Annotated in this window: 13 protein-coding genes; 1 reads left to right on the forward strand and 12 read right to left on the reverse strand. The window is 60.4% G+C overall.

Translation table 11 applies throughout. The annotated features are described in order from the left end of the window. Positions 1–198 precede the first annotated feature (198 nt). Together ncot_RS19475 and ncot_RS10340 are read right to left on the reverse strand one after the other, a co-directional pair. Positions 199–4,056, reverse strand: coding sequence for a hydantoinase B/oxoprolinase family protein (locus ncot_RS19475; RefSeq protein WP_277345708.1), 3,858 nt, complete (start codon positions 4,054–4,056; stop codon positions 199–201). Between the two features lie 82 nt (positions 4,057–4,138). Further along, the gene (locus ncot_RS10340) at positions 4,139–5,068 is read right to left on the reverse strand and encodes a sugar ABC transporter substrate-binding protein (RefSeq protein ID WP_168617536.1); all 930 of its coding nucleotides are present in this window, start codon (positions 5,066–5,068) and stop codon (positions 4,139–4,141) included. A gap of 875 nt (positions 5,069–5,943) precedes the next feature. Between ncot_RS10340 and ncot_RS10350 the strand changes: the two genes are divergently transcribed. Beyond that, positions 5,944–6,615, forward strand: a complete 672-nt coding sequence (locus tag ncot_RS10350; RefSeq protein WP_277345709.1) for an IS3 family transposase — start codon at positions 5,944–5,946, stop codon at positions 6,613–6,615. Between the two features lie 823 nt (positions 6,616–7,438). On the opposite strand, the gene ncot_RS10360 is transcribed toward ncot_RS10350, so the two are convergent. The 10 genes from ncot_RS10360 to ncot_RS10405 form a co-directional block, all read right to left on the reverse strand. Continuing rightward, positions 7,439–9,847: a xanthine dehydrogenase family protein molybdopterin-binding subunit gene (locus tag ncot_RS10360; protein ID WP_168617539.1), complete on the reverse strand. Its 2,409-nt coding sequence runs from the start codon at positions 9,845–9,847 to the stop codon at positions 7,439–7,441. Between the two features lie 378 nt (positions 9,848–10,225). Then, positions 10,226–11,620: an amidase gene (locus ncot_RS10365; RefSeq protein WP_168617540.1), complete on the reverse strand. Its 1,395-nt coding sequence runs from the start codon at positions 11,618–11,620 to the stop codon at positions 10,226–10,228. Further along, positions 11,617–12,228 (reverse strand): DUF4286 family protein, encoded by a 612-nt coding sequence (locus ncot_RS19485; protein WP_206064935.1) that lies wholly within the window; start codon positions 12,226–12,228, stop codon positions 11,617–11,619. Before ncot_RS19485 ends, ncot_RS10365 begins: the two co-directional genes overlap by 4 nt. Before the next feature lie 486 nt (positions 12,229–12,714). Further along, positions 12,715–13,893, reverse strand: a complete 1,179-nt coding sequence (locus ncot_RS10375) for a helix-turn-helix domain-containing protein (protein ID WP_168617541.1) — start codon at positions 13,891–13,893, stop codon at positions 12,715–12,717. A 100-nt stretch (positions 13,894–13,993) separates the two neighbouring features. Further along, a complete protein-coding gene (locus ncot_RS10380) occupies positions 13,994–15,244 on the reverse strand; it encodes an aminotransferase class III-fold pyridoxal phosphate-dependent enzyme (protein WP_240937855.1) in 1,251 nt (416 codons plus the stop codon). After that, positions 15,241–16,317: an alpha/beta hydrolase family protein gene (locus ncot_RS10385; protein WP_168617543.1), complete on the reverse strand. Its 1,077-nt coding sequence runs from the start codon at positions 16,315–16,317 to the stop codon at positions 15,241–15,243. Before ncot_RS10385 ends, ncot_RS10380 begins: the two co-directional genes overlap by 4 nt. Before the next feature lie 224 nt (positions 16,318–16,541). Beyond that, the gene (locus ncot_RS10390; protein WP_168617544.1) at positions 16,542–17,081 is read right to left on the reverse strand and encodes a (2Fe-2S)-binding protein; all 540 of its coding nucleotides are present in this window, start codon (positions 17,079–17,081) and stop codon (positions 16,542–16,544) included. Continuing rightward, positions 17,078–17,947, reverse strand: coding sequence for a xanthine dehydrogenase family protein subunit M (locus ncot_RS10395; protein ID WP_168617545.1), 870 nt, complete (start codon positions 17,945–17,947; stop codon positions 17,078–17,080). Before ncot_RS10395 ends, ncot_RS10390 begins: the two co-directional genes overlap by 4 nt. Before the next feature lie 1,219 nt (positions 17,948–19,166). Further along, positions 19,167–20,024, reverse strand: a complete 858-nt coding sequence (locus tag ncot_RS10400) for a carbon-nitrogen family hydrolase (RefSeq protein WP_240937856.1) — start codon at positions 20,022–20,024, stop codon at positions 19,167–19,169. A gap of 308 nt (positions 20,025–20,332) precedes the next feature. Then, positions 20,333–21,031 carry an SRPBCC family protein gene (locus tag ncot_RS10405; RefSeq protein ID WP_168617546.1) on the reverse strand — a complete coding sequence of 233 codons (699 nt, stop codon included), beginning with the start codon at positions 21,029–21,031 and terminating at the stop codon, positions 20,333–20,335. Positions 21,032–21,070: the final 39 nt, after the last annotated feature.

Consider the following 21,070-nt stretch of genomic DNA (forward strand, 5'->3'; position numbering starts at 1 on the left):
GAATTGCGCCATCGGACTCTCACCTGATGTGGGGCGCGGTCACCCTCTATTGACCGAGCACTCGCACTCACGGGTGCGCCATGCCCTGTCCCATCAAGCCGCGCTTGAAGGGACCCCACGTCTGGAAGCTTCAGCGAATAGTTGGACAGAGCAGAACGGCAATCGTCGTTTTTAACGTGACTACCGATTACTCAGGTTCTATTTCGAGAGTTGTATCTGAGTGGTTCGTGGTGTCGTGTCAATGGTGCCGTCGGGGTTGACGATGACGCCGTAGATGCTTGCGGCCCTGTTCTTCGAGATGTATCCCTCGACGACGTCGTGACGGACCTGTTCGGGGTCGCGTTGGTGTGGCGATCCGTAGCCTCCGCCAGCACTGGACTTAGAGATGAGTCGCTCCCCTGGTGACAGGACCAGGTGCGCGTAGCCACTCACCTGCTTCTCTTGTCCGTCCGTGTCACGAACCCCTGCCCAGCCAGCAGCGCCGGGCAGCCCATCACGTGCACCTCCCGCCGGGAACACCGTGTTGTCCGTGGTCACCGAACATTCCATCGAGGTGTCGACGGGGGTGAATTCCACCAGGACAGAGTTACTCCCCCGGAATTGGCCGGCGCCCTCGGTATCAGGAAGCAGCCGTGAAGTCTCGATGCGCATCGGACGGAGTATTTCTGCCAACTCGATGCTTTCCCATGCGTTCATGCCTGCGCAGCCCCCGGCGTAGGAGAGCCAGCCGTCGGCCCATGGGTTTCCGGGGCCGCCGGTAGCTCCAAGGCACGGCATGTCAACGAAGGGGGTGTCATGACGTGGATCGGTTCCCGACACGATGGCGTTCGATGGGGACAAGCATGCTCCAGAGGCGGCCATACCGGAACCGTCAGCCAACTCGGCGATGGCCTGTTGCACAGCGCTCATGATCCGTTCCGGGATCCCGGTGGTCGCTGATGAGCAGCTGACCGGGTGCCGTGGGATTCCCGCGACACAGTTTTCGCGCAGGGTGATGTCAAGTCGACGGAAGCTGCCGCCATTCGTGGGGACGCCGGGACCGATGCTGTTGAATACGCCCATCATCGCGCCGGTGAGGGCGGTGGCTTCAGTGGTGTTGACTCCGGCGGGGACACAGTCGGGGTTCTCGGTGAGGTCGATCGCGATCATTCCTTCACCGGATCGCACCTCGACCTTGGCGTTGATGGGAACGCCGGCTTCCAGTCCGGGGACTGGCAACGGGTCGTATGCAGTGTTCCCGCTCGCCTTCCCAGCAGGCAACGCCCTGATCGCCCGATCCATCCTGTCCTCGCTGTAGTCGAACCACGCATCGACGTACTCCTCCAGGACGTCCCAGCCATATTCCTCGCCGAGTCCGAGCAGTTCGCGCTCAGCGGTACGCACCGCACCCATCATGGCCAGATAGTCGCCCCACCACATCTCGGGTGCTCGCAGTCGCAGCCGGCACATCCTCAACACGTCGTCGACGCGGTTGTACCTGTCCTCGACCTTCACGCAATCGAAGATCAGTGCACCCTCGTTGTAGACGTCACGCGCAACCGAATTGTAGGTAGTTGGGATGGCGTTACCGCAGTCTGCCAGGTGAGCCTTGACCACGACAGTGAACCGGTGGATCCCATCCGCGTCGATGACCGGGGCGATGAGGGAATGATCGGCCGCATGCGAGTTCCCGGCGTACGGTGAATTGTGGAGAAAGACGTCGCCGGCGTGAAGCTCGGGGTGCAGTTCCTTCATCCGTTGTGCACTCAGGTCGGGACCGGCGAGCACATGGATGGGAAGACTCTCGGCCGCAGCAAGGAGTTCGTCACCACCCGTGACCAAACAACAGGAAAAGTCGCGACCAGTGTTGATCAACCCCGATCGTGCTGTCCTGAAGAGCGTGTTCTGCATCGATCTCACCACGGCCTGCATTCGGTTGGTGAGGACAGCAAGTTGGGCAGGATCTGAGGCGACCGAAACCGTTTTGCGATCACCTTGATCGGCGGCCTGGTTGGGAGGTGTCAGGACAAGGCTCCCTGAGTCTCCTCGGGTCACCGTTGCACCGGGGTCGATCACCACGGTGGTGAACGGGGATTCCACGACCGCTGGGCCGCGGAATACCTCGTCGACAGGCATCGACTCGAGCCGGTAAACCTCAGCCTCCACGTAACCAGTCTCCGGGAAATACATGAGACGACGAATCCCGGAAGTCGCATTGCCAGGGTTCCTCGGAACCCGCCCAACGCTGTCCTCACGAAGTCGACAGCGCACGACCGCGCGGATACCAATCACCTCAATCTCGGCCTCCTCCTGGTTGACCGAGAAAACGTCGAGATGAAGGGCATGGAAATCGTCGCGGAACGACTGCAGATCGTTCTCGTTCTCGATCCGATCACCGGCAAGAGGAACCTGCAACTCCCAGACCTGCTGCGGATAGTTTGCCTCCAGCGCGAACTCAATGTGAACTGACTCATCGGCTGTTCCCACCGTGCTGGCGAACTGTCGGCACCGGCCCTCGAGCTCGGCCAGAGCAGCGTTCGCGCTCTCAAAGTCGAACACTCCCGTGTTCGTGATCAGGGTCATGGCGTACTCAGCCTTCAGGTCACTCATCAGCGCCCCGGCCGCACTCAGCGTCGCACCCGTCTCAGGGATGACCACACGTTCAGCGCCGAGTCGTGCAGCAATAGCCACAGAGTTCAAACCCGCGCCACCGCCCCCACCGACCAGCACTGCCTTGGCGGGATCAACTCCCTGGTTCAGAGTGATCTCCTCGATGGCCGTAACCATCCCCTCAGTGACCAGCGTCATGATGGCTGAGGCAGCGTCCTCGACACTCAGCCCCAAAGGCGATGCGACATGTTCCTCAATCGCCACCCGAGCCGCATCGATGTCGAGCTTCATCTTCCCACCCAAGAAGTACGCCGGGTCGATGTAGCCAAGGACAAGGCTCGCGTCAGTAACGGTGGGCTGCGTACCTCCGCGACCATAAGCAACCGGTCCCGGCTTCGCACCCGCACTCTGGGGCCCCACCCGGAGCAGCCCACCCTCGTCAACCCAGGCGATACTGCCGCCGCCGGCCCCCACGCTCTTCACATCAACACTGGGAAACCCAGTCATGTGTCCGAAGAACGGCTCGCCGATCCACGTCTCACTAGTGGTCGGAATCCTGCCCTTACGGACCAGGCTCACGTCATATGTCGTGCCACCGGTGTCAGCCACAATTGCAGTGTCGGCGTCTGCATCAACAAGCGCGTAGTGACGGCCCGCCACCGGAGCCATCGAGGGACCGGAATTGATCGAGTGAATCGGCTGCTCAGCCACAAACGATGCATCCAACACACCCGCATTCGAAGTAAGAATCAACACCCGCCCATCGAAACCTGCTTCACGAAGACGTCGTTCAAGACTCCCCAAGTACTCCTGCATCAGCGGTTTGAGCGAAGCATCGATCGCCGTGGACGAAGCACGCCGGTACTCGCGCAAAATCGGGTTCAGCTGGTGCGACAACGTATAAGGAACACCCGGCAGGTGCTCATCGAGCAACTCACCGACCCGCAGTTCGTGAGCAGGATTCAGCGTCGACCACAGCAGACACACTGCCACCGCCTCGACCTGCATCGACTTGAGCACGCCGATGTGCGCAACAACTGCAGCTTCATCAAACTCACGCACGACCTCACCTGCGGAGCCAATACGCCCCGGAACCTCGTAAGTCAACGACCGCGGAATGTACGGCTCCGGGTAGGCCTTGGTGTAGTTGAACGGGTCAGTCCGTCCCCCCTCCCGAAACAACAGAGTGTCCGGATGTCCTTCACTTGCAAGCAACGCAGTCCTGGCCGTACCGCCAGTCAAGATCGCATTGATGGCCCTCGTCGTTCCATGGATGAACAAACCATCACCAGCCAGGAGTTCTGACCGTTCAACTCCACGAGCCTCAGCGGCAACCGAGAGAACATTCAGCACACCTTCCACAGGGTCGTCCGGAGTCGTCGACGACTTGTAGACCTGCAGCGTGCCGTCGTCATCCTCAATCACGAGATCAGTGAAAGTTCCACCAGTGTCAACTGCGAATCGCATAGCAAACTCTTTCCTGGCCGATTCCCGGCCCAAATCCGCCGGGTTTCCCGGCTCAAGTTAGATGTCTGAAGGTGTGGGGGTCTCAGCCAGCCCACTGTCCGGAATAGTCTCCGAACTCCGCGCTGTTCTCTTTGGTGAACACCATGGGCCAGGCCAACTCCTCAGCCGGGTTGATGCCAGCCCTGAACCGTTGCGAGCGCACCGCGCGAACCGCTTGGTCCACCAGATACATGCCTTCATCGAAGGGGTACATCATCACCGTGCCGAACCAAGTTCCGCTGCGGACCTTCGCCAGGCCCCGCTGTCCCCCAGCCAGGCCGATGATCTTCACCTGGTCCTCAACTCCCGCCGCCTTCACAGCCAGCTCGATCCCCGCAGCCATCGCATCGCTCGAAGCAGCCACGACGTCGAGGTCCGGGTTCGACTGCAAGATGTCCTGCGTCGCAGCCTGAGCCGGCGCAGCAAGGTAACCGGCTTCCACGCGTGCCACGATCTCGATCTCAGGGTGGGAGGAAAGAACCTGCTTCACCCCGTCGAAGAGTGCCTCCTCCGCGGGGATCATTGCGCCCGGCAACTGCGCTACCTCACACGGATCCTTACCTTCGCAAGCCTCCACGATCAGCTGCCCCGTGCTCTTGCCCAAGGATGCCTCGGGAATTGCCGTCTGGGCGACCACACCCTCAGCATTCGAGATCTTACTGGCAAAGTCATCGCCGCATGGGTATCCGCCGCCGCAGACCACCTTGATGCCCGCCTCAGCAGCCTCCGCGATGGCAGGAACGACTCCGGAGGCGTCAACCGGAGTGACAAGGAAGGCATCGAACTTGCCAGTCGCGATGGCATCCTGAATCTGTGCGTACTGCTTCTGCTCGTCGAACCCAGCATCAAACGTGGTGACCGTTGCATTGCGAGCCTTGGCCGCGGCCTCGATGCCTACGCCGAGAGCTGATAGGTAGTCGTTCTGGCTCGTGGGTGTGAACCAAGCCAACTTGACCGGCTTCGCATTGCTCACCGAAGTCTCCAGAACAGCCTTTCGTGCCTCCGGCGTCCCCTTTTGTAGCGCCCCCGCATCCGCCGTGCCCTCTGCCTTTCCGCACCCAGCAAGCACGACCAACATCAACACAGCCAGCACAGCCACCACAGGGCGACGTGCCCCGGATGACCTACTCGTCAATCGGCGCATCCCAAACTCCCAACATCGAAAACCGAATCGACCGGCCCCACGGACCGCCGCTGCACCCCAAGGAAGAAGCCCACCTAGAGCGTCTGCGATCCGTCCGAGAAAAGGACCGTGAACTGAAAGTAGGACCCCGCATGTGCCCCCCATCACTAGACACCTTTATGAAACAAGGCCCCGAAACGGTTCCTTTGTCCATGTCGCCAACTCTTGCGTTCCTCCGACGCATGCGCATCTGCCCACCGGAGACCGGCGACGGGAGACGTCCTTGCCTGAACCGCCCCGGCTTCAGTAGAGGCTGTGGTGTGTCCCGGGTTTTACGGCGTCTGGGTTTCTGGATTCTGGTGCCTGACACCAGGCGGTTCAGATGGGACGACCGGGCTATCCGGCGGAGTTCCGGCGCAGGGTTCTCGACTTGCTCGCCGAGGGAAGGACTGTTGCCAGCGTCGCGCACGATCTCGATGTCAGCGAGCAGACTATCTGCAATTGGCGACGCCAAGGATCGCATCGACCGTGGAGTTCAGTGCGGCCTGACGAAGGCTGAGAAGGGCGAACTGTTGGCTGCGAGGAAGCGGATCGCTGAACTCGAGACCGAGCTGAAGGTCGCTCGCCGCGCTGTCGACGTGCTGAAGGAGGAGGCCAGCCCAAAAGGCGGAACGTGGCGGTCGAGGTGATCGCCGCGGAGGGCTTGTCTGTTCAGGTCGCGTCGGGTGCTGGCCGTGTCTGAGGCCGGCTTCTACGAGAGTGGGAAGCGTGCGCCGTCGGAGCGGTCAGTGCGGCACTCGATGCTGACCGACCTGATCACCCAGATCCACGCCGAGTGCCACGGGATCTACGGCGCTCGCAGGGTCCACGCCGAGCTCACCATCGGCCGAGGTGTCCAGGTTGGCCACGGTCAGGTCGAGTTATTGATGCAACGCGCGGGTCTGCAGGTCATCAGCCGGCGCAAGAAGTGGCGGCGGATCAAGCCGGACACCATCGCGACCGATCTCGTCGAGCGCGACGTCACGCGGAGCGGCCCTAACCAGTTGTGGGTCACCGACATCACCGAACATCCGACTCGCGAAGGGAAGGTCTACTGCTGCGTCGTGCTCGACACCTACTCCCGTCGCGTCGTCGGCTGGTCCATCGACGCATCGCCGACGGCAGCGCTGGTCACGAACGCGCTGGGGATGGCGATCGATGCTCGGCTCGGGAAGCGGCCGGAACCCGGGACGATCATCCACTCGGACCAGGGCGTTCAATTCGGTTCCTGGGCCTTCACGCGACGTGCGAAGGAGTCCGGGCTGCTCGCGTCGATGGGCAGCATCGGCGAGTGCTACGACAACTCCATGATCGAAAGCTTCTGGTCGCGGATGCAGGTCGAGCTGCTCGACCGGTAGAAGTGGAACACCCGAATCGAACTGAGCACCGCGATGCTCGAGTACCTCGAGATCTGGCACAACCGGAAGCGCCGTCACAGCCAACTCGGATGGCTCACCCCCATAGAGTTCGAACGCAACCGCATCATCACCGTGGCATGAGAATCGCATGAATCTCGACTACGCGGAACCTGGGACACACTAGACCAAAACAGTCCTCACGTGCCGGACCAGATCACGGGCGCCTTCCCGGTCGACCCTGGGAATCGCCACCGCGGTGCTCTCATCCAACCGCAACAGTCTGGCCTAGACCGCGTCCTTAGACCCGCTCACCCGACGGATGCTGAAGTTTCGACGGCGGAGCGACCACCCACCATATCCCGGCGCCGTCAACGTCCGATACAGGTCGCACCCGGTCGGGCCAGCCTCATACGTCACCGCCACCGAGCCCGGCAGGTCAGCGAGCCACCCTCAGATGTGCTCATGTGACGGTGTCAGTTTCGCCTGGAACAGCTCGCCTGTGACGCCGTCGATCGCTGCTGCTGCAACGGATAGTGCGTGCACGTCGAGCCCAGCACTCGTATCTTCTGTAAACACCGGCGCTTCCCACAACTGTCGGATAGGCCGAACAGGCGCCACTGCTCGGTATCCCACGAACATGTGTGGAGCGAGGCCCCGGCCTCGCAGCCCCTCAGAAGCTCGGAGCGGTCACTCCATACCGTCTAGTCGAGTCCGGCCCGAGCACCTTCGTCGACGATGGTGTCCTCTTATCGCATTAATCGATTGACCGCAGTTCAGGACCTGACCCTGGAAGCACCTGGCGATCCCGCTCAGCGTGGGGCCTCTACTTGACCTCAGTGGATTCACCCAATTGCCCTCGGCTGCGTGCTGCCGTTGCCAGTTCATAAATGTCCTCAGGATGGACGGGCACCCGGGAAATTCGAACACCGTTCCCCAAGGCATCATCAATGGCACCCGCCACAGCAGCGCCCATAGCAATGAGCCCGACTTCACCCATCCCCTTGGCTCCAAACGGATTATCAGGAGTCGGCGCGTCTTCCGTCACAAATACATCAACATCTGGAATACCTTGCGCATCCGGTAGCAGATAGTCCATGAAGGAAGTTGCGAGCGGCTGCCCGGCCGAGTCATATCTGAACTCCTCGAACAGGGCTCCTCCGATTCCCTGGGCTGCAGCGCCAATAATCTGCCCGCGGGTAGTCATCGGATTGATAATCCTCCCTGCCTCGGCGCTAGTGAAGAGACGCAGAATTTTGTGACCACCAGTCGTCGGATCAACCTCGAGTTGTATGAGTGTAATCCCGTACGGATAGTTCATGTGCTCATCCCGATAGACTCCGGAAACGCTCAACCCCGGATCGTCGCCTACACGCCGGGCGCTCGGTCCGTCCCAGAGTCGGGCGATCTCCGACAGCCTCAGCGAACGCACGGGTTTTAGCACTGTTTGCACACGACCGGCCTCGAACCGCAGGTCTTCCAGAGGCACTCCCAGCAGGGTGGCGCTTACGCGAAGGGCCTTCTTGATGATTCCTCGAGCTGCGTTCTTTGCAGCGCCTCCGGCGAGCACCGTGGAGCGGCTCGACCAAGAGCCGACGCCGTCACTCAGTTGATCCGTATCACCGTGGAAGACGTCAATCTCCTCCGGCTCGTTGCCAAGTTCATCCGCGACGATCTGTGCAATCACAGTTTCGATGCCTTGCCCAACCGATGAAGCCCCCGTCAGTACGCGAATGCGTCCTGACGGATCCACATCCACGGACGCAGTCTCATATATCCCCAAGCCCGCCTTATCCATAAGCACCCCCATACCGGTTCCGACCAATCGCCCAGAAGCTCGAAGCTCTGCGGCTTCGGTCCGCCATGCTTCGAAGTTGGCGGCAACGAGGGCCTTCTCCAGATGGTCCCGAACATCACCTGAATCGAAACGGAATCCTTCAAAGACAATATCCATTCCTGGTTCCCAGGGGAGGTCGTCGCTAGACAACACGTTCTTCAGCCGTATGTCGAGGGGATCCACTTGGAGCTCTTGGGCAGCGACGTCGAGCAATCGCTCACGCGCGAAGGTGACCTCGAACCGGCCCGGAGCACGATATGCGGAGAGCGGCGTCTTGTTGGTCATCACTGCATGGGCAGTGGCCCGGTAAGCGGGAACTTTGTAAGGGCCAGCGACCATTCCAGCCGTGATGTCCGTAATCAGCGGCTCCGATTGGCGCAAGAAGGCGCCATTGTTGTGCCAAATCTCGTCCCTAAGCCCGAGCAAACGACCCTGATCGTCGAAAGCTCCTTCGATACGGTGTACCTGTTCGCGCGCATGGGAGATCGAGACCATGTGCTCGAGCCGATCCTCCAGCCACTTGACGGGCCGCTGGAGACGACGCGCTGCGACGGCCGCCGCCACATACTCAGGAAATACTCCGCCTCGAACACCGAAATTGCCGCCGAAATCTGTGTGACGCATGTGGATAGCACTCACAGGCATCTGGAGGGCATCCGCCAGAACACGACGGCTATTGTGGGCGTGGACCACACCCCAGAACTCAAGCTCATCATGACCGCGTACCGGTTGCACCAAACAACCGCGCATCTCCATGGGCACACCGCTTTGCCGGCCGATTCGGAATTCTGAGCGGAAGTGGTGTGGCGCCTCTGCGAACACTCGGTCCACATCTCCGTATTCCTTGACGAACGTTGCCGATACGTTGCCGCGCGGGTGCAGTCGAGTGCTGTTCTCGGCTGCTTCGACCGAGTCAAGGATCGGTGGGCATTCGGCGTACTCGACAAGTACCTTCTCTGCAGCGTCCTCCGCCCGATAGGGGTCATCGGCGAAGACTGCCACCACCGGTTGGCCGACATAGAGGACCTTCGAGGCGGCTAGTACCGGATGCCCATACTCCTCAAGACCGGGAATTATGCGGTGGTAGCCCACATTCTTGATAGGTACGGTCGCTAGACCTTCGATGTCATCCGCCGTGAGAATGAGTGCCACACCAGGCATGCGCTTCGCATCCCGTACGTCGACGGACTCAATCGTCGCGTGAGCGACGGTGGATCGCACGATGCGCATCCAAAGCTGATTGGAAGCATCAATGTTCCCCACAAAAGCCCCTTGACCGCGCACCAGCCTGTCATCCTCACGTCGCGGAGTGCTGCTCCCCACGTGGGTGCCATGTCCTGGATCCTGTCGGCCTTGAGAGGCTCTTGTCGCAGCAGAAGGTGCTGTAGGGCTGTTCACATGAACAGTATTGCGCCAAACCAGGGACGGTCGTATCCCTTGAATGAAGGCTTCGTGGATCGGATATCCGCATTCCGAAGACCGTATCAAGCCGCATCCGACTGGTGCTCCTGCTATGTGTACGACTTCTCTCCAATCTCAGGAACCTAGAAATCGCGACAACCACCGTACCGGGATCGGAGTCAAGGACTTATCGGCACTGACTGATGGCCATACATCAAGGGCACGCAGCACCATCGTCGTTCTCAATCGGTCTGCCACGGCGGCGCTGCACGCGCTCTCGTGGTACTTTCGCGGCGCGGCGAACTACCCAGCGCTGAACGGACACGCGCCACCACCGCACCCAGACAACTACCCCGGGGCAATCCTTCGGCTCAGTCAGTCCCAGTCCGTGAGCGGCCGAAGTGCCCAAGGCTGTGCCGCCTCGAGTTGCGCGCTCAATGCAAGAATCACGGCCTCACCCTGTGGTGGTCCCACGAGTTGTATCCCGATTGGGAGCCCATTGGAATGAACAGCCAGCGGGAGGCTAATTGCCGGCTGACCAGTGCAATTAGCCGGGTAGGTAAAACTGAGCCAATCGAGATGCTCACGGCCCGCCGTCGCCGGATCGAGCCCCATTTCCCCGATCCGGGGTGCCGTTTGAGGAAATGTCGGGGTAATCAGGACATCGCAATCGTCCCAGAACGAGATCACCGCGCGACTCTCAGCGTGAAGTCCATCCATGGCGCGCACGTAATCCGCAGCCGAGAGGCCATCACCGAACTCGGCGGCGATCGCGTTAGCCGGGTCTAGTAGCGAGCGATCCGTGACCGGCTGAGCAGCCATGGCCGCGGCGAACACGACTATCTGAAGTTCGCGAAGCGCCTGAGTCCGCGGGCCACGCTCCACCACTTGGTGGCCCATCTCCTCGCACAGAGTCGCAATATCGCGCACGCGGCTGGCGATCTCCGCGTCAACTGGAACCTCGGCGTCGCTGGTAAATGCGATGCGCAACTGACCAGGGCCTCTGCGCGTCGCTTCCAAGTATGGCTCTGCTGCGGGGGCAGCCCAGTAAGGATCGCCGGGCAGGTGGCCGGCCATGGCATCCAGCCCAGCCGCAGCGTCCGCGACAGACCGAGAGAGCACCCCGTCAGTCAAGAGTCCGCCCCACCCAGCACCGGAGGTTGGCCCCAAAGAGATACGCCCCCTCGACGGCTTCATTCCCACCACTCCACAACACGCCGCTGGAATACGAACCGAGCCGCCCCCGTCGCTGCCATGGCTAATTCCACAGAGGCCCGCAGCGACCGCAGCAGCGGCGCCACCACTGGATCCGCCAGCCGTGTGATCAATGTTCCACGGGTTGCGAGCAGCGCCGTGGAGTCCATAGTCAGTGACCGGACGACCACCGAGCTCGGCTGTCGTTGTCTTGCCGAGAATGAGACACCCTGCCTGTTTCAACTGGGTCACGGCGAAGGCGTCCTCGCCCGCGATATCGTCCCGAAACGCGCGCGACCCACGGGTGAATGGATAGCCAGCCATGGGCGCGAGGTCCTTAATCGAGACTGACACCCCGGCCAGTGGCCCTGACAATGGCCCGACCCTCGTCTCGGCAGCCCCTAGCTCGGCAAGCTCAATGGTAGTCAGGCAGTAGGCGTTCAAGTCATCATTGAACCGGTCGATCCGCTGCCGATACATGGACACAAGTTCTGAAGCGGAGACCCGTCCCCGAGCAATCTCCTCTGCTTGCACCACCGCGGGACTAAACGGACCGACTTCGGGCACGATATTCACACTTCCACCTCACCTGTTCGGCGACCGTAGATTCTGCCGTGCTCGCCGCGGATGTGCGGCGTCAACGGCCCGAAACCGTAGACCTTGTCCATCTCTGGCGTTTCCAACGCATCCGGCCGGTCTAACTGGTACACGGAAAGAAACTGGGGTTCACCCTCAATGCACTCGTACCGAGCGGCAGCGACAAAACCAGGGCATTCAAGCACCTCAGGGAGATGCGTGGTGTTGTACCACTCATTGAAAGCTACCTCAGCCTCAGGCTCAACGTCGGCACGCACGGTCAGCACATATGCACCTTCCACGTCCGCGGACCCCATTGCGAAGATTGGTCGGTAGGTCCGACGATGCCAACCACGCAACGCGCGCGTCCAAAGTCCCCAATCGAGCGCATCACGCACGGGAGTGCTCTGGGCAACCGACTCGTCCTCCAGTTGGCAAAGCAAAAGGAAGCGTGGTTGGCCATCTTTGCTCTCGAGCCAGGAGGCGCTAGATACGCCCGGAGCTGCACGCAATGATGGGAGTTGCACATCCACCCGCCACTCGCGAAAGGCATCCTCCGCTTCCGCAGTGATGTCAGCATATGTTGCCATCAAAAGTTTGGTGCTCATTTTCTTCCTAGATCTCCTTTTTGTCTCCGGCATCACCCACCCGGCGACCGGCCTGAATCGCTGCAACACACGCATCAAACGACGTGATTCGGCACGCGAATATCAAGCGGCACGGAACGAAATTGTGGTGCAGGAATCGATCTCCCAAGGAATCAGGGAACTTGACGCACTCGTTGGCTGGACCTTCTGGCTCTTCGCGAGGCCGGGCCGACGCTGCCCCCCTCGACGAACGGATGGCGTGAAAGACCCAGTCTCGTGGGGTTCGGTCAGTTGGGCATCTTCATCTCCCGAAGGATGGAGACTCGCTTTGTCGGAATACGGAAACACAGATTTAGACTCAACGATCGGAATCGAGGCTTCGGTCTTCCCAAAGGTCACGAACCGTCGGGCGGGGTTTCCCATACCACGGACAAAGCGGAAAGTCGCGTCAACTCTTGCTGACCGTATTCGCCCCCTCCACGACCACTCCCCTGGTGGCAGTAAAGATCAGTCGTTTTGTGACTCCAACATTGCGACAATCCGTAATGCCACTGCGATCTCATCTCGCCGTTCTAGCACTGTGCTGCCGAGCGCACCCTCCACGGTTTTGAGCCGATACGCGACGGTCCGCTCATTGACCTTTAGGCGAACTCCGGTTGCAGCAGCATTCTGCCCGAGAGCGTAATAGGCCTTAATGGTCTCCAAGAGGGTTCGAGACCTCGCAGAGCCATCAAGCAAACTCCCCAACTCCTGACGAACGAATTCTTTGGCAGCCGGCACGTCGCGCAGCACCAACGCCTCCAACGAAACGTCCCGGTACCAGGTCACGTTCTGAGACCCCAACTTGGCCACCCGATAGGCCAATCCAGCCTGCCTATGGCTGGTCCTGAACCCCGAAACGTCATTGCCATATTGGCCGCACGCAATCTGCGTGGACGACGGCAACTCCACCGAGGCAAGGGAGTCATCGGACCTGGGCGAGCGTGTGGCGCGGCGCAACCATCCAAAATACGCGTTGTCGGTGCCCGAAACCACCAAACACTTCGCATCGAGCCTCGATGCAACGGCCCTGATGGCCGCCTCCGGCTTCTCCCCCCACGCAACCACTGCTAGATGTCGGCCATCCATCGGATACCCAAGAGCTTGTTCATCTGGGGGGGATCCCGCCAAGACCGCATTGACCAACGCACGCTTCTTGCGGTCCGATCGCTGCATAAAAAAGAGCCGATGCTCAGCCTCATATTCCTCGATCAGTGCCGCAACGACATGGTCGTTCCAAGCAAAGTGGTATTGACTAATCCTGCGCAGTGCCGCGCCGCGGAGCTCATCGTCAGACACTGCCCGCTGGGCCGCATCCAGAACTGCGTCCCACATTGCTGCTTGGGCCACCCGCTGCTTGCGAACCAGCGCGTGCAGACTGACATTGGCTTGGGCGGCAAGACGAGCCTGCTTCAGCATGGCCCCTGGTACGGCGTCCTCTACGTCTAACTGGTCTGTCAGCCCTTGGAGGATGGCCTCCAGAGACGACGGAACGGTCTCCATTTCGGTGCCTGCCAACGCCGGATCATCGATAACATAGAATTCGGGGACCTCCTCGCGCAGCCGAGCTTGGATGAAAATCACCAAGTCGCCAAGCACCGCTCGGATCGCCGAGACGACTGCACCCACTCCATGTTCAACTTCCACGACCCTCAGCATAGGCCAGTCACTCCCGTTCAACTCATCGAGCGTCCCGAAGAACTCTGGGACCTGATAGGCGACCTGTCTCGGCCGACCGTTCACTGAGTCATGCGCCGGAATCGATCTTGTGGAAGCAGCAAGCGAGTCGCTCAATGAGTGTGTCGATGACCTCGTCATTCATCGGCGTGGATACACACAGAGTCCCGCTTGGAGCCAGTGCGATTCCTTCCTCAAATGCGATCCAGAACAAGTCCCTCATGCGCCGGGCAGGATTTTGGTCGCGCGAGTTTAGGCGCACGACCGATCCGTAGCCGTTCGCCGTCCAGCCAGACACCTGGCCGCCCTCGGTCAGTCCGGCACGCAGCCGTTCTCCGAGTTCGTTGAGGCGTCCGACCTCGTCAGCATGAAACAGGTTCATCGCGACGAGACCAGCAGACATTGAAACTGGGTTACCAGTGAACGTACCGCCATGAAAAAGAGCGCCTGGCTTGGACGAATCAAGGATCGTCATGACATCACGCCGTCCGAGAATCGCACCCATGGGGAGACCCCCGCCGATTGATTTGCCCGTGACCAGCAAATCCGGGTAGAGGTCGTAGACCGCATTCGCGAAACCTTGAACATGCAGACGGAACGAGATGACCTCATCAACAATTACGAGTGCTCCATGCTGTCGCGCGAGCGTTGCTGCAGTCGCAACGAATTGAGGGTTGAGGGGCCGGCCACCAGCATTCATCGGCATCATATCGAGCACGATCGCAGCGATCTCGCCGCCATGCAGGCTGAACATTGCTCTCAGTTCGTCTGCGTCATTGGGAGCGACGAGTAGAACATCGTCCGTTACTCCCTGCGGCACACCAGCAATTGTGCCCTGCATGGGTAGTAGTGCCTCGCCCGTCCCATGATAACTCGAACTGAGTCCGAGTACTCGGTCTCGTCTTGTGAGCGCTCGCGCCATGCGGACTGCGGTCATCACTGCTTCGGTGCCGGAGTTCGTATAACGAACTTGATCGCACCACGGCACTCTGCTTAGCAAAGACTCTGCATGTGCCACCTCTTTGGGGTTCGGCAACCCAAAACAGGCGCCTGCCTCCAATGCCCGCGTTGCGGCAGCGGTGACCTCGGGATGTGCATGCCCGTGCAGTAGCGTCGTGAAGTTGTTGTTGAGATCGATCTTCTGAACGCCTTCGCTATCCCAGACGTAATATCCACTGCCCCTAACTAGCGTGGGGGCTGGCCGACCGAGATACGCACTGGTGCGACCAAGCCCGCCTGGGTAGACACGTTCTCGGCGTTCTTGGATATTGTCCAACTCCAACGAACCCGACGGCCGATCTGGGCTGGCGACCGCTCTCACTGGTCGCTGCCTCCCGTGCGCAATTGATCTGCGACCCAATCGACCATCTCCAGCCGGGGCCGGGGGCCGAGGTTATGGCAGCAGTGGTCACCCGCGGGCTCGACGACAACCGTGAGATCGGCATTGATGGCGTGCTTCTTCAAGGTTTCAACTTGAGACACAGGGACAAAATCCAGTGCACCTTGTTGGAAGTACGTGGGTACACGCAGTTCAGCCAGCACGGGACGAACATCCAAGCATTCCTCGACGAAAATTCGGGCCTCGTCCATATTCGCGGACTTGCTCACATAACGCCACGATTCCTTGGCCAGTGGTGCTCGGCCTTCCCAATTTTCGAAGTTCACATACCCCCCCCACGAAACGCAAGCTACGAATCGGCTGTCCAAGCTGGCACTACGCAACGCGTAGTGCCCGCCAGCGCTACGGCCAACCACCGCCAAACGGTTCGCATCCAGTCGGGAGTCCTCAATGAGGAAATCGACCACGCGGGATGTATAGCGCTCAAAGTCACCGCAGGCGGCGGTACCTGCAAGCATTTCGCCTTGCCCTGGTCCATCGAAAGTCGCAATGGCAACACCACGGGCGAGCAACAACTCCTCGAACCGATAGCTCTCCTCCTTAGTCGATTCCAACCCACCGATCAGGACCGCGCAGGGCCACGGCCCTTTACCATCCGGCACACGGAGGTACCCAGGAACAGAGACGTCGTCGATTGGCAAGTCGAATCGGACGGCAGGCGGATCAAGGTATGGGGCCGCCTTGAGATATAGATCGACCTTACGCTGTTGACCTGCGGCGCGATCCTCCCCAAACCATAGGTATTGGGCGTACTGCGCACAAAGGGAGGCCGTCACGAACAGCTCACCAGCAGTATGACGGTGGCCAGCGTCAACTGCACGCTGCGCTTCTTTCTCGTAGTCCGCGGCCGTCTTCATCCAGTGATCGAACCAAGATACGTCTTCGCCTCGCTCAAGAGCGGCGGTGAGATCCGCGTAAGGTATGCCATCCATAAGCAAGCGACCCCAGTTGAGCCTTTCCTGTTCAGGGGCTACCTCAGCATTGATTAGAGTCATGTTTTTCCGTCCTTCTGTCTTCCTAGAGCCAGGTCACCACATGACCCGGATCGATCTACGGTCTTATGATTTGCTGCCGAGTTGATGTTGGGCACGGTGTCGATTTCCCGCCCAGCCACGCTGAACCATCGCCGAGCTGCAGGCTTTGGGGTTGGCACCACACGTGCAAGCAGCGCGTGGACGACGGTTTGTCACCGTCGGCGCGCCCCACGGGTTCAGGGGCGTCATGGACTCCCGTCCCTTGAACTCTCGCTCTCCTGCGGCACCCGACCTAAACCCTCCTCGGGTGGTGTTTCCGCGAGTTCTGCCGCCTCGTTGAGCGCGAGTTCCACCGCTTCAACGATCTGCTGGTACCCGGTACAGCGACAGAGATTTCCCGAGATGACTTCACGGATCTCCTCACGAGTCAGCCGCTTGGCCTCGTTATAGATGGGCAGCAACGTCATCAAGAAGCCCGGAGTGCAGAACCCACACTGCAGACCATGACATGCCTTGAAGGCCTCCTGGAGACCATTCAGCTCTGTCCCATCGGCTAGGCCCTCGACCGTTGTGACGCGTTGTCCGTCTACCTGGACGGCGAGAGTGGTGCAAGACCGCACCGGATCGCCGTCTAGGAGGACCGTACAACTCCCGCAAACGCCATGCTCACACCCGATGTTGGTGCCGGTGAGCCCTAGGTCCTGTCGAATGAAGTCGGATAGGAGCCGACGAGGCTCCACGTCACGTTCGTATGCCGTGCCGTTCGCGATGATGCGAGTCTTCATGCAACCTCTTCCAAATTGAAGGCCGACGCCAGCGCGCGGCGTAACATCTCCCCGATGACATCTCGGCGGTATTCCGACGCACCGTGAACGTTTTCGCCAGGGTTCACCCGGGCCATTGCAGACCGAACGGCATCATTGATCCTCCCGGCGTCGACGACGTTGCCAACCAATACGTCCTCCAACCTCGGTGCGAGGCAAGGAGCAGGCCCTGCGGCGAGCAGGCCGGCGCGAACAACTCGACACGTGTCGTCCGGATCCCGCTCGACGTACACAGCGGCGCCACCGATGGCGTAGTCCCCCCTCCGACGAGCAAACTCCTCGAAGCCCCATGAAGAACCTGAGCGAGCGATTGGAACCTCGACAGCTGTAAGCAGTTCGGTGGGAGTAAGCGCGGTCGTAAAGTACGCATGGAAGAAGTCAGCGGCTCGAACCCTGCGCTCCCCCGCACGTGAACGCACGATCATGGTGGCGTCGAGCGCCAACAAGGCTGCTGGGAACTCGGCCGCCGAATCGCTGTGCGCAACGGACCCTCCGAATGTGCCGCGGTTTCGAATCTGCGCGTGTGCCACCCAGGAGGCAGCACGAGCCAGTAGCGGCGTTCGATCAAGGATGAGAGGATGCTTTTCAACCTGTACGTGACGGCTGAGGGCACCGACCCGGAGTACGTCGCCGTCGGTGCTAATGCCCCCTAGCTCGTCCAGAGCAGTGATATCGACGAGTAGGGAAGGCGAGGCAAATCGCAGACTTAGCAGGGGTACCAAACTCTGACCACCGGCGATGACCTTCACGTCGTCGTCACTGTCCAGCGCATCCCAGACTTCATCCAGACTTGTCGCGCGGAGATAGTCGAACGGCGGCGGTTTCATGCTCAGAGTCTCGTCAATGCGGCGCGGATGTGCCTCTGCCCAACCCGTCAAAAAGTCAATACTATTCGACAGAACGCGAAATTCAGGCTCCGTAACGCCAGCCGCGCTCGAGTCTCATGGAGCGGACTAGACTCCGTGACGGGGGCCTCGAGTCGACCCACCGATTTGCAGACGCTCTTTCGCTCGCTTCACCGGGTGCGCATGCATGCAACTTTGAAGGTCTAGTTCAGCGCGTCGACCGGGGGTTCTCGCAACTGCCTGCCCTTCGGGCCCAGAGACGCGAACTCGCAAACTTGGCGGCGCGGCTCAATGGGCCCGGCTGTCGACTGACACCCTACTACGGCCATGCCGACGTCACCCCCAATTGCCGCGTGCCCACGGGCCCGTATCGTGAGTACCAGCGAGGTGCACTCGCACGACAATAGGCAAACACGCACCCATAACCATTCGAGGAGTGGGGCGACAGCACCACGTGTGTGGAGCCCGCGCGTATGCCGACGTAGAGCAGATGGTCATCAGAGTCTGTCCCCATCGCGGAAATGGACTAACGCCTAACGAGATTATCCGACGCTTCGATTTCCATGCAGTACCGAGGGTGGTCCGCACGGGCCGGCCGGGCAGAGTTCAACACGCATCCATGAATCCACGTTGAGTGATGGCTTCGCTCCGCGAGATTCCGTGCAGACTGAGAGTCCTCCCGAGCCAATCCAAGGTCAGCAGACGATCACAGCGCCGTCACGGTTGAACCGGGCGTGATCTTCCCGGGTCCCTAGGCACTGGGCGCAATCGCGGAACTTCGTAAGTCGGCGCTAGGTCTTGGGGGACACTCCGTGGCCAATGTGATCGCGTCATGGCGCTTGGGCGTGACATTCGGGCGGCCATCCAGTTCACCGGTCGAGCCTAGATTCTCAAACTAGAACCGAAGCTGCTGATCATCGACCTACTTCATCGTTCAGAGCGAGAAATCGCCTCATTACGGCGTCGATCGCGACCCTCTTCGCCCAATGCTGGTGCTCGACACCGGTCTTCATCAGTGCTGCCAGTACACCCATCGTCTTCCTTCGGTCGAGACCCTCTATCGACCTGGCGACGTACCCCTCCTTGGGAAAGGAGTAGGCGCTCAAGACATTTCTGCAACTCCGAGCCACACCGATTCGCATGTCGCTGCCACCACGACTCATCAGCAAGACCGTCACCCACTCCACCCGGCAATATGGTTTCACAGCCGCCCCAACCTGCGATCCTGCAAGACAGGGAAGGACCGCCGTGTTTCATCAAGGAGTTCGAAGTCAAGGTCCACGCTCAACACTCCCTCGTTGGCGTCCAACCGCCCTACTACTTCGCCAGTTGGCGCAACGACCTGGCTGTGTCCCCCCATAGTCACGCCACGGTGGGTGCCGGCGGTGTTGCATTGCAGAACCCAAGCCTGGTTTTCAACTGCACGGGCACGGCCGAGCACCTGCCAATGCTCAATACGTTCCAGAGGCCAAGCTGCTGGCACGGTCAGCATGACGGCCCCCGCGTCCACCAAACCACGAAACATCTCCGGAAAGCGAAGGTCGTAGCACGTTGCGAGACCAAGCGCTGTAGACCCCGTCCGGAAGTCCAGATCCGTGACCACCAATCGGTCGCCTGCCTCGAGCAGCCGAGGCTCACCATTGCCAAATCCAAACCGATGGATCTTTCGGTAGGTGGCATGCAGCCCAGTATCAGGTGAGAACACAACTGAGGTATTCCAGAGTCCTCGATCCTCGAACCCCGAATCCGCACCATCTTCGACACGCTCGATGATCGATCCACCGTGCAACCAAAACCCGCGACGGGCTGACACTTCCGCGAGGCGACTAACTATGTCTCCGCTAAGAAGTTCGCTCTCTTCCGCCCATGTGTCAAATGTAAAGCCGCCGTGAGCCCACAACTCAGGTAGTACAACTAGGTCGGCATACGGCAGTTCCTCGAGCTGCATTGCGATCCGCTGAACACGGTCCGACAACGACTCACCGTCTCCGTATCCGACCTGAACTAGGGAGATGCGCAACTTCGAGTCCATAATTTCTCTGCTTTCTGCGAGCGACATCGGCGCTTCTGGTTGGTGCGACGCAATCCGCCTTGTTAGATGAAATCGACGGCTCCAAGCCGTCATCCGGCGGCCCAGCGTTCCTCCACTGAACCGCCCGGATGAAGGGCATCGGCTTGTACCTCCAGGTCGTCAGACCTCACTAGACTTGCCAAGGATGACGGGCCATGTCATGTCCCGCAGGAGCCGACTGCGACCGGCGCCTTCAATCACAAGAGTTAGCACTGGTACGGAGGAGAGCCCAATGCAGTGATTCAATAACCGCAAACACGCTGCCCCAGAAATGTGCACCGCGAGCGCAAGTACTACTAGCGGGCCACCGAGCGAGCTCGCGCTGACGCATATCCCGCAGCAAAGACGCTGATCAGTGCGGCAGAAATGGCTACCAGTGTGCCCCCAGCGGGAAGTGCTTTCGCCCATGTCGTTCCCCCAGCCAACGCCAAGAGATCGATCGCCTCATCACTTGCGGGGCGCACCATCGCAGGACCCGTGACCGGCGCCTTCGCCGGGGATTCCGCTGCGGGCTCTGACGAAGCCGGTGGGTGGTCGGCTATGGGAGTACTCTCGGCCGCAACCATCTCCTGGAGTCTCCGCGCGAACATCGCCATCAGGGCACCACTTACGTCTGCCAGAATGCCTCGACCGAACTGTGCGACCTTGCCGGTGAGGGCTAGCTCAGTCTCAACCGTGACCTTCGTGCCCGTCCCACTCGGCGTCATTGTGGCGGTCACCGTGGCGGTGGCGTCGCCCTGCCCACGAGTATCCTTACCGCGGGCGAGGAGGACCGCCGTCCGGTTCTTAACGTCCAGGCTTGTGAAGTGTGCCTTCCCCTTGTACTGGGCCGTGATCGGACCAACCTTGATCTTCGCCTGACCGTGGAACTCGTCGCCTTCCTTCGAAGTGATCGACGCACCAGGAAGACACGGCGCTACCTTTTCGAGATCGGTCAGCAACGTCCAAGTTTCCTCGGGGGGGAGGCCCACCTCAAACTCGTTGATTAGCTCCATTAGTTCACTCCTCTTCTACGCCGGACGAACCTGGCGCTC

This window comes from Nocardioides sp. JQ2195, assembly GCF_012272695.1.
In the GTDB taxonomy this organism is placed as follows: domain Bacteria; phylum Actinomycetota; class Actinomycetes; order Propionibacteriales; family Nocardioidaceae; genus Nocardioides.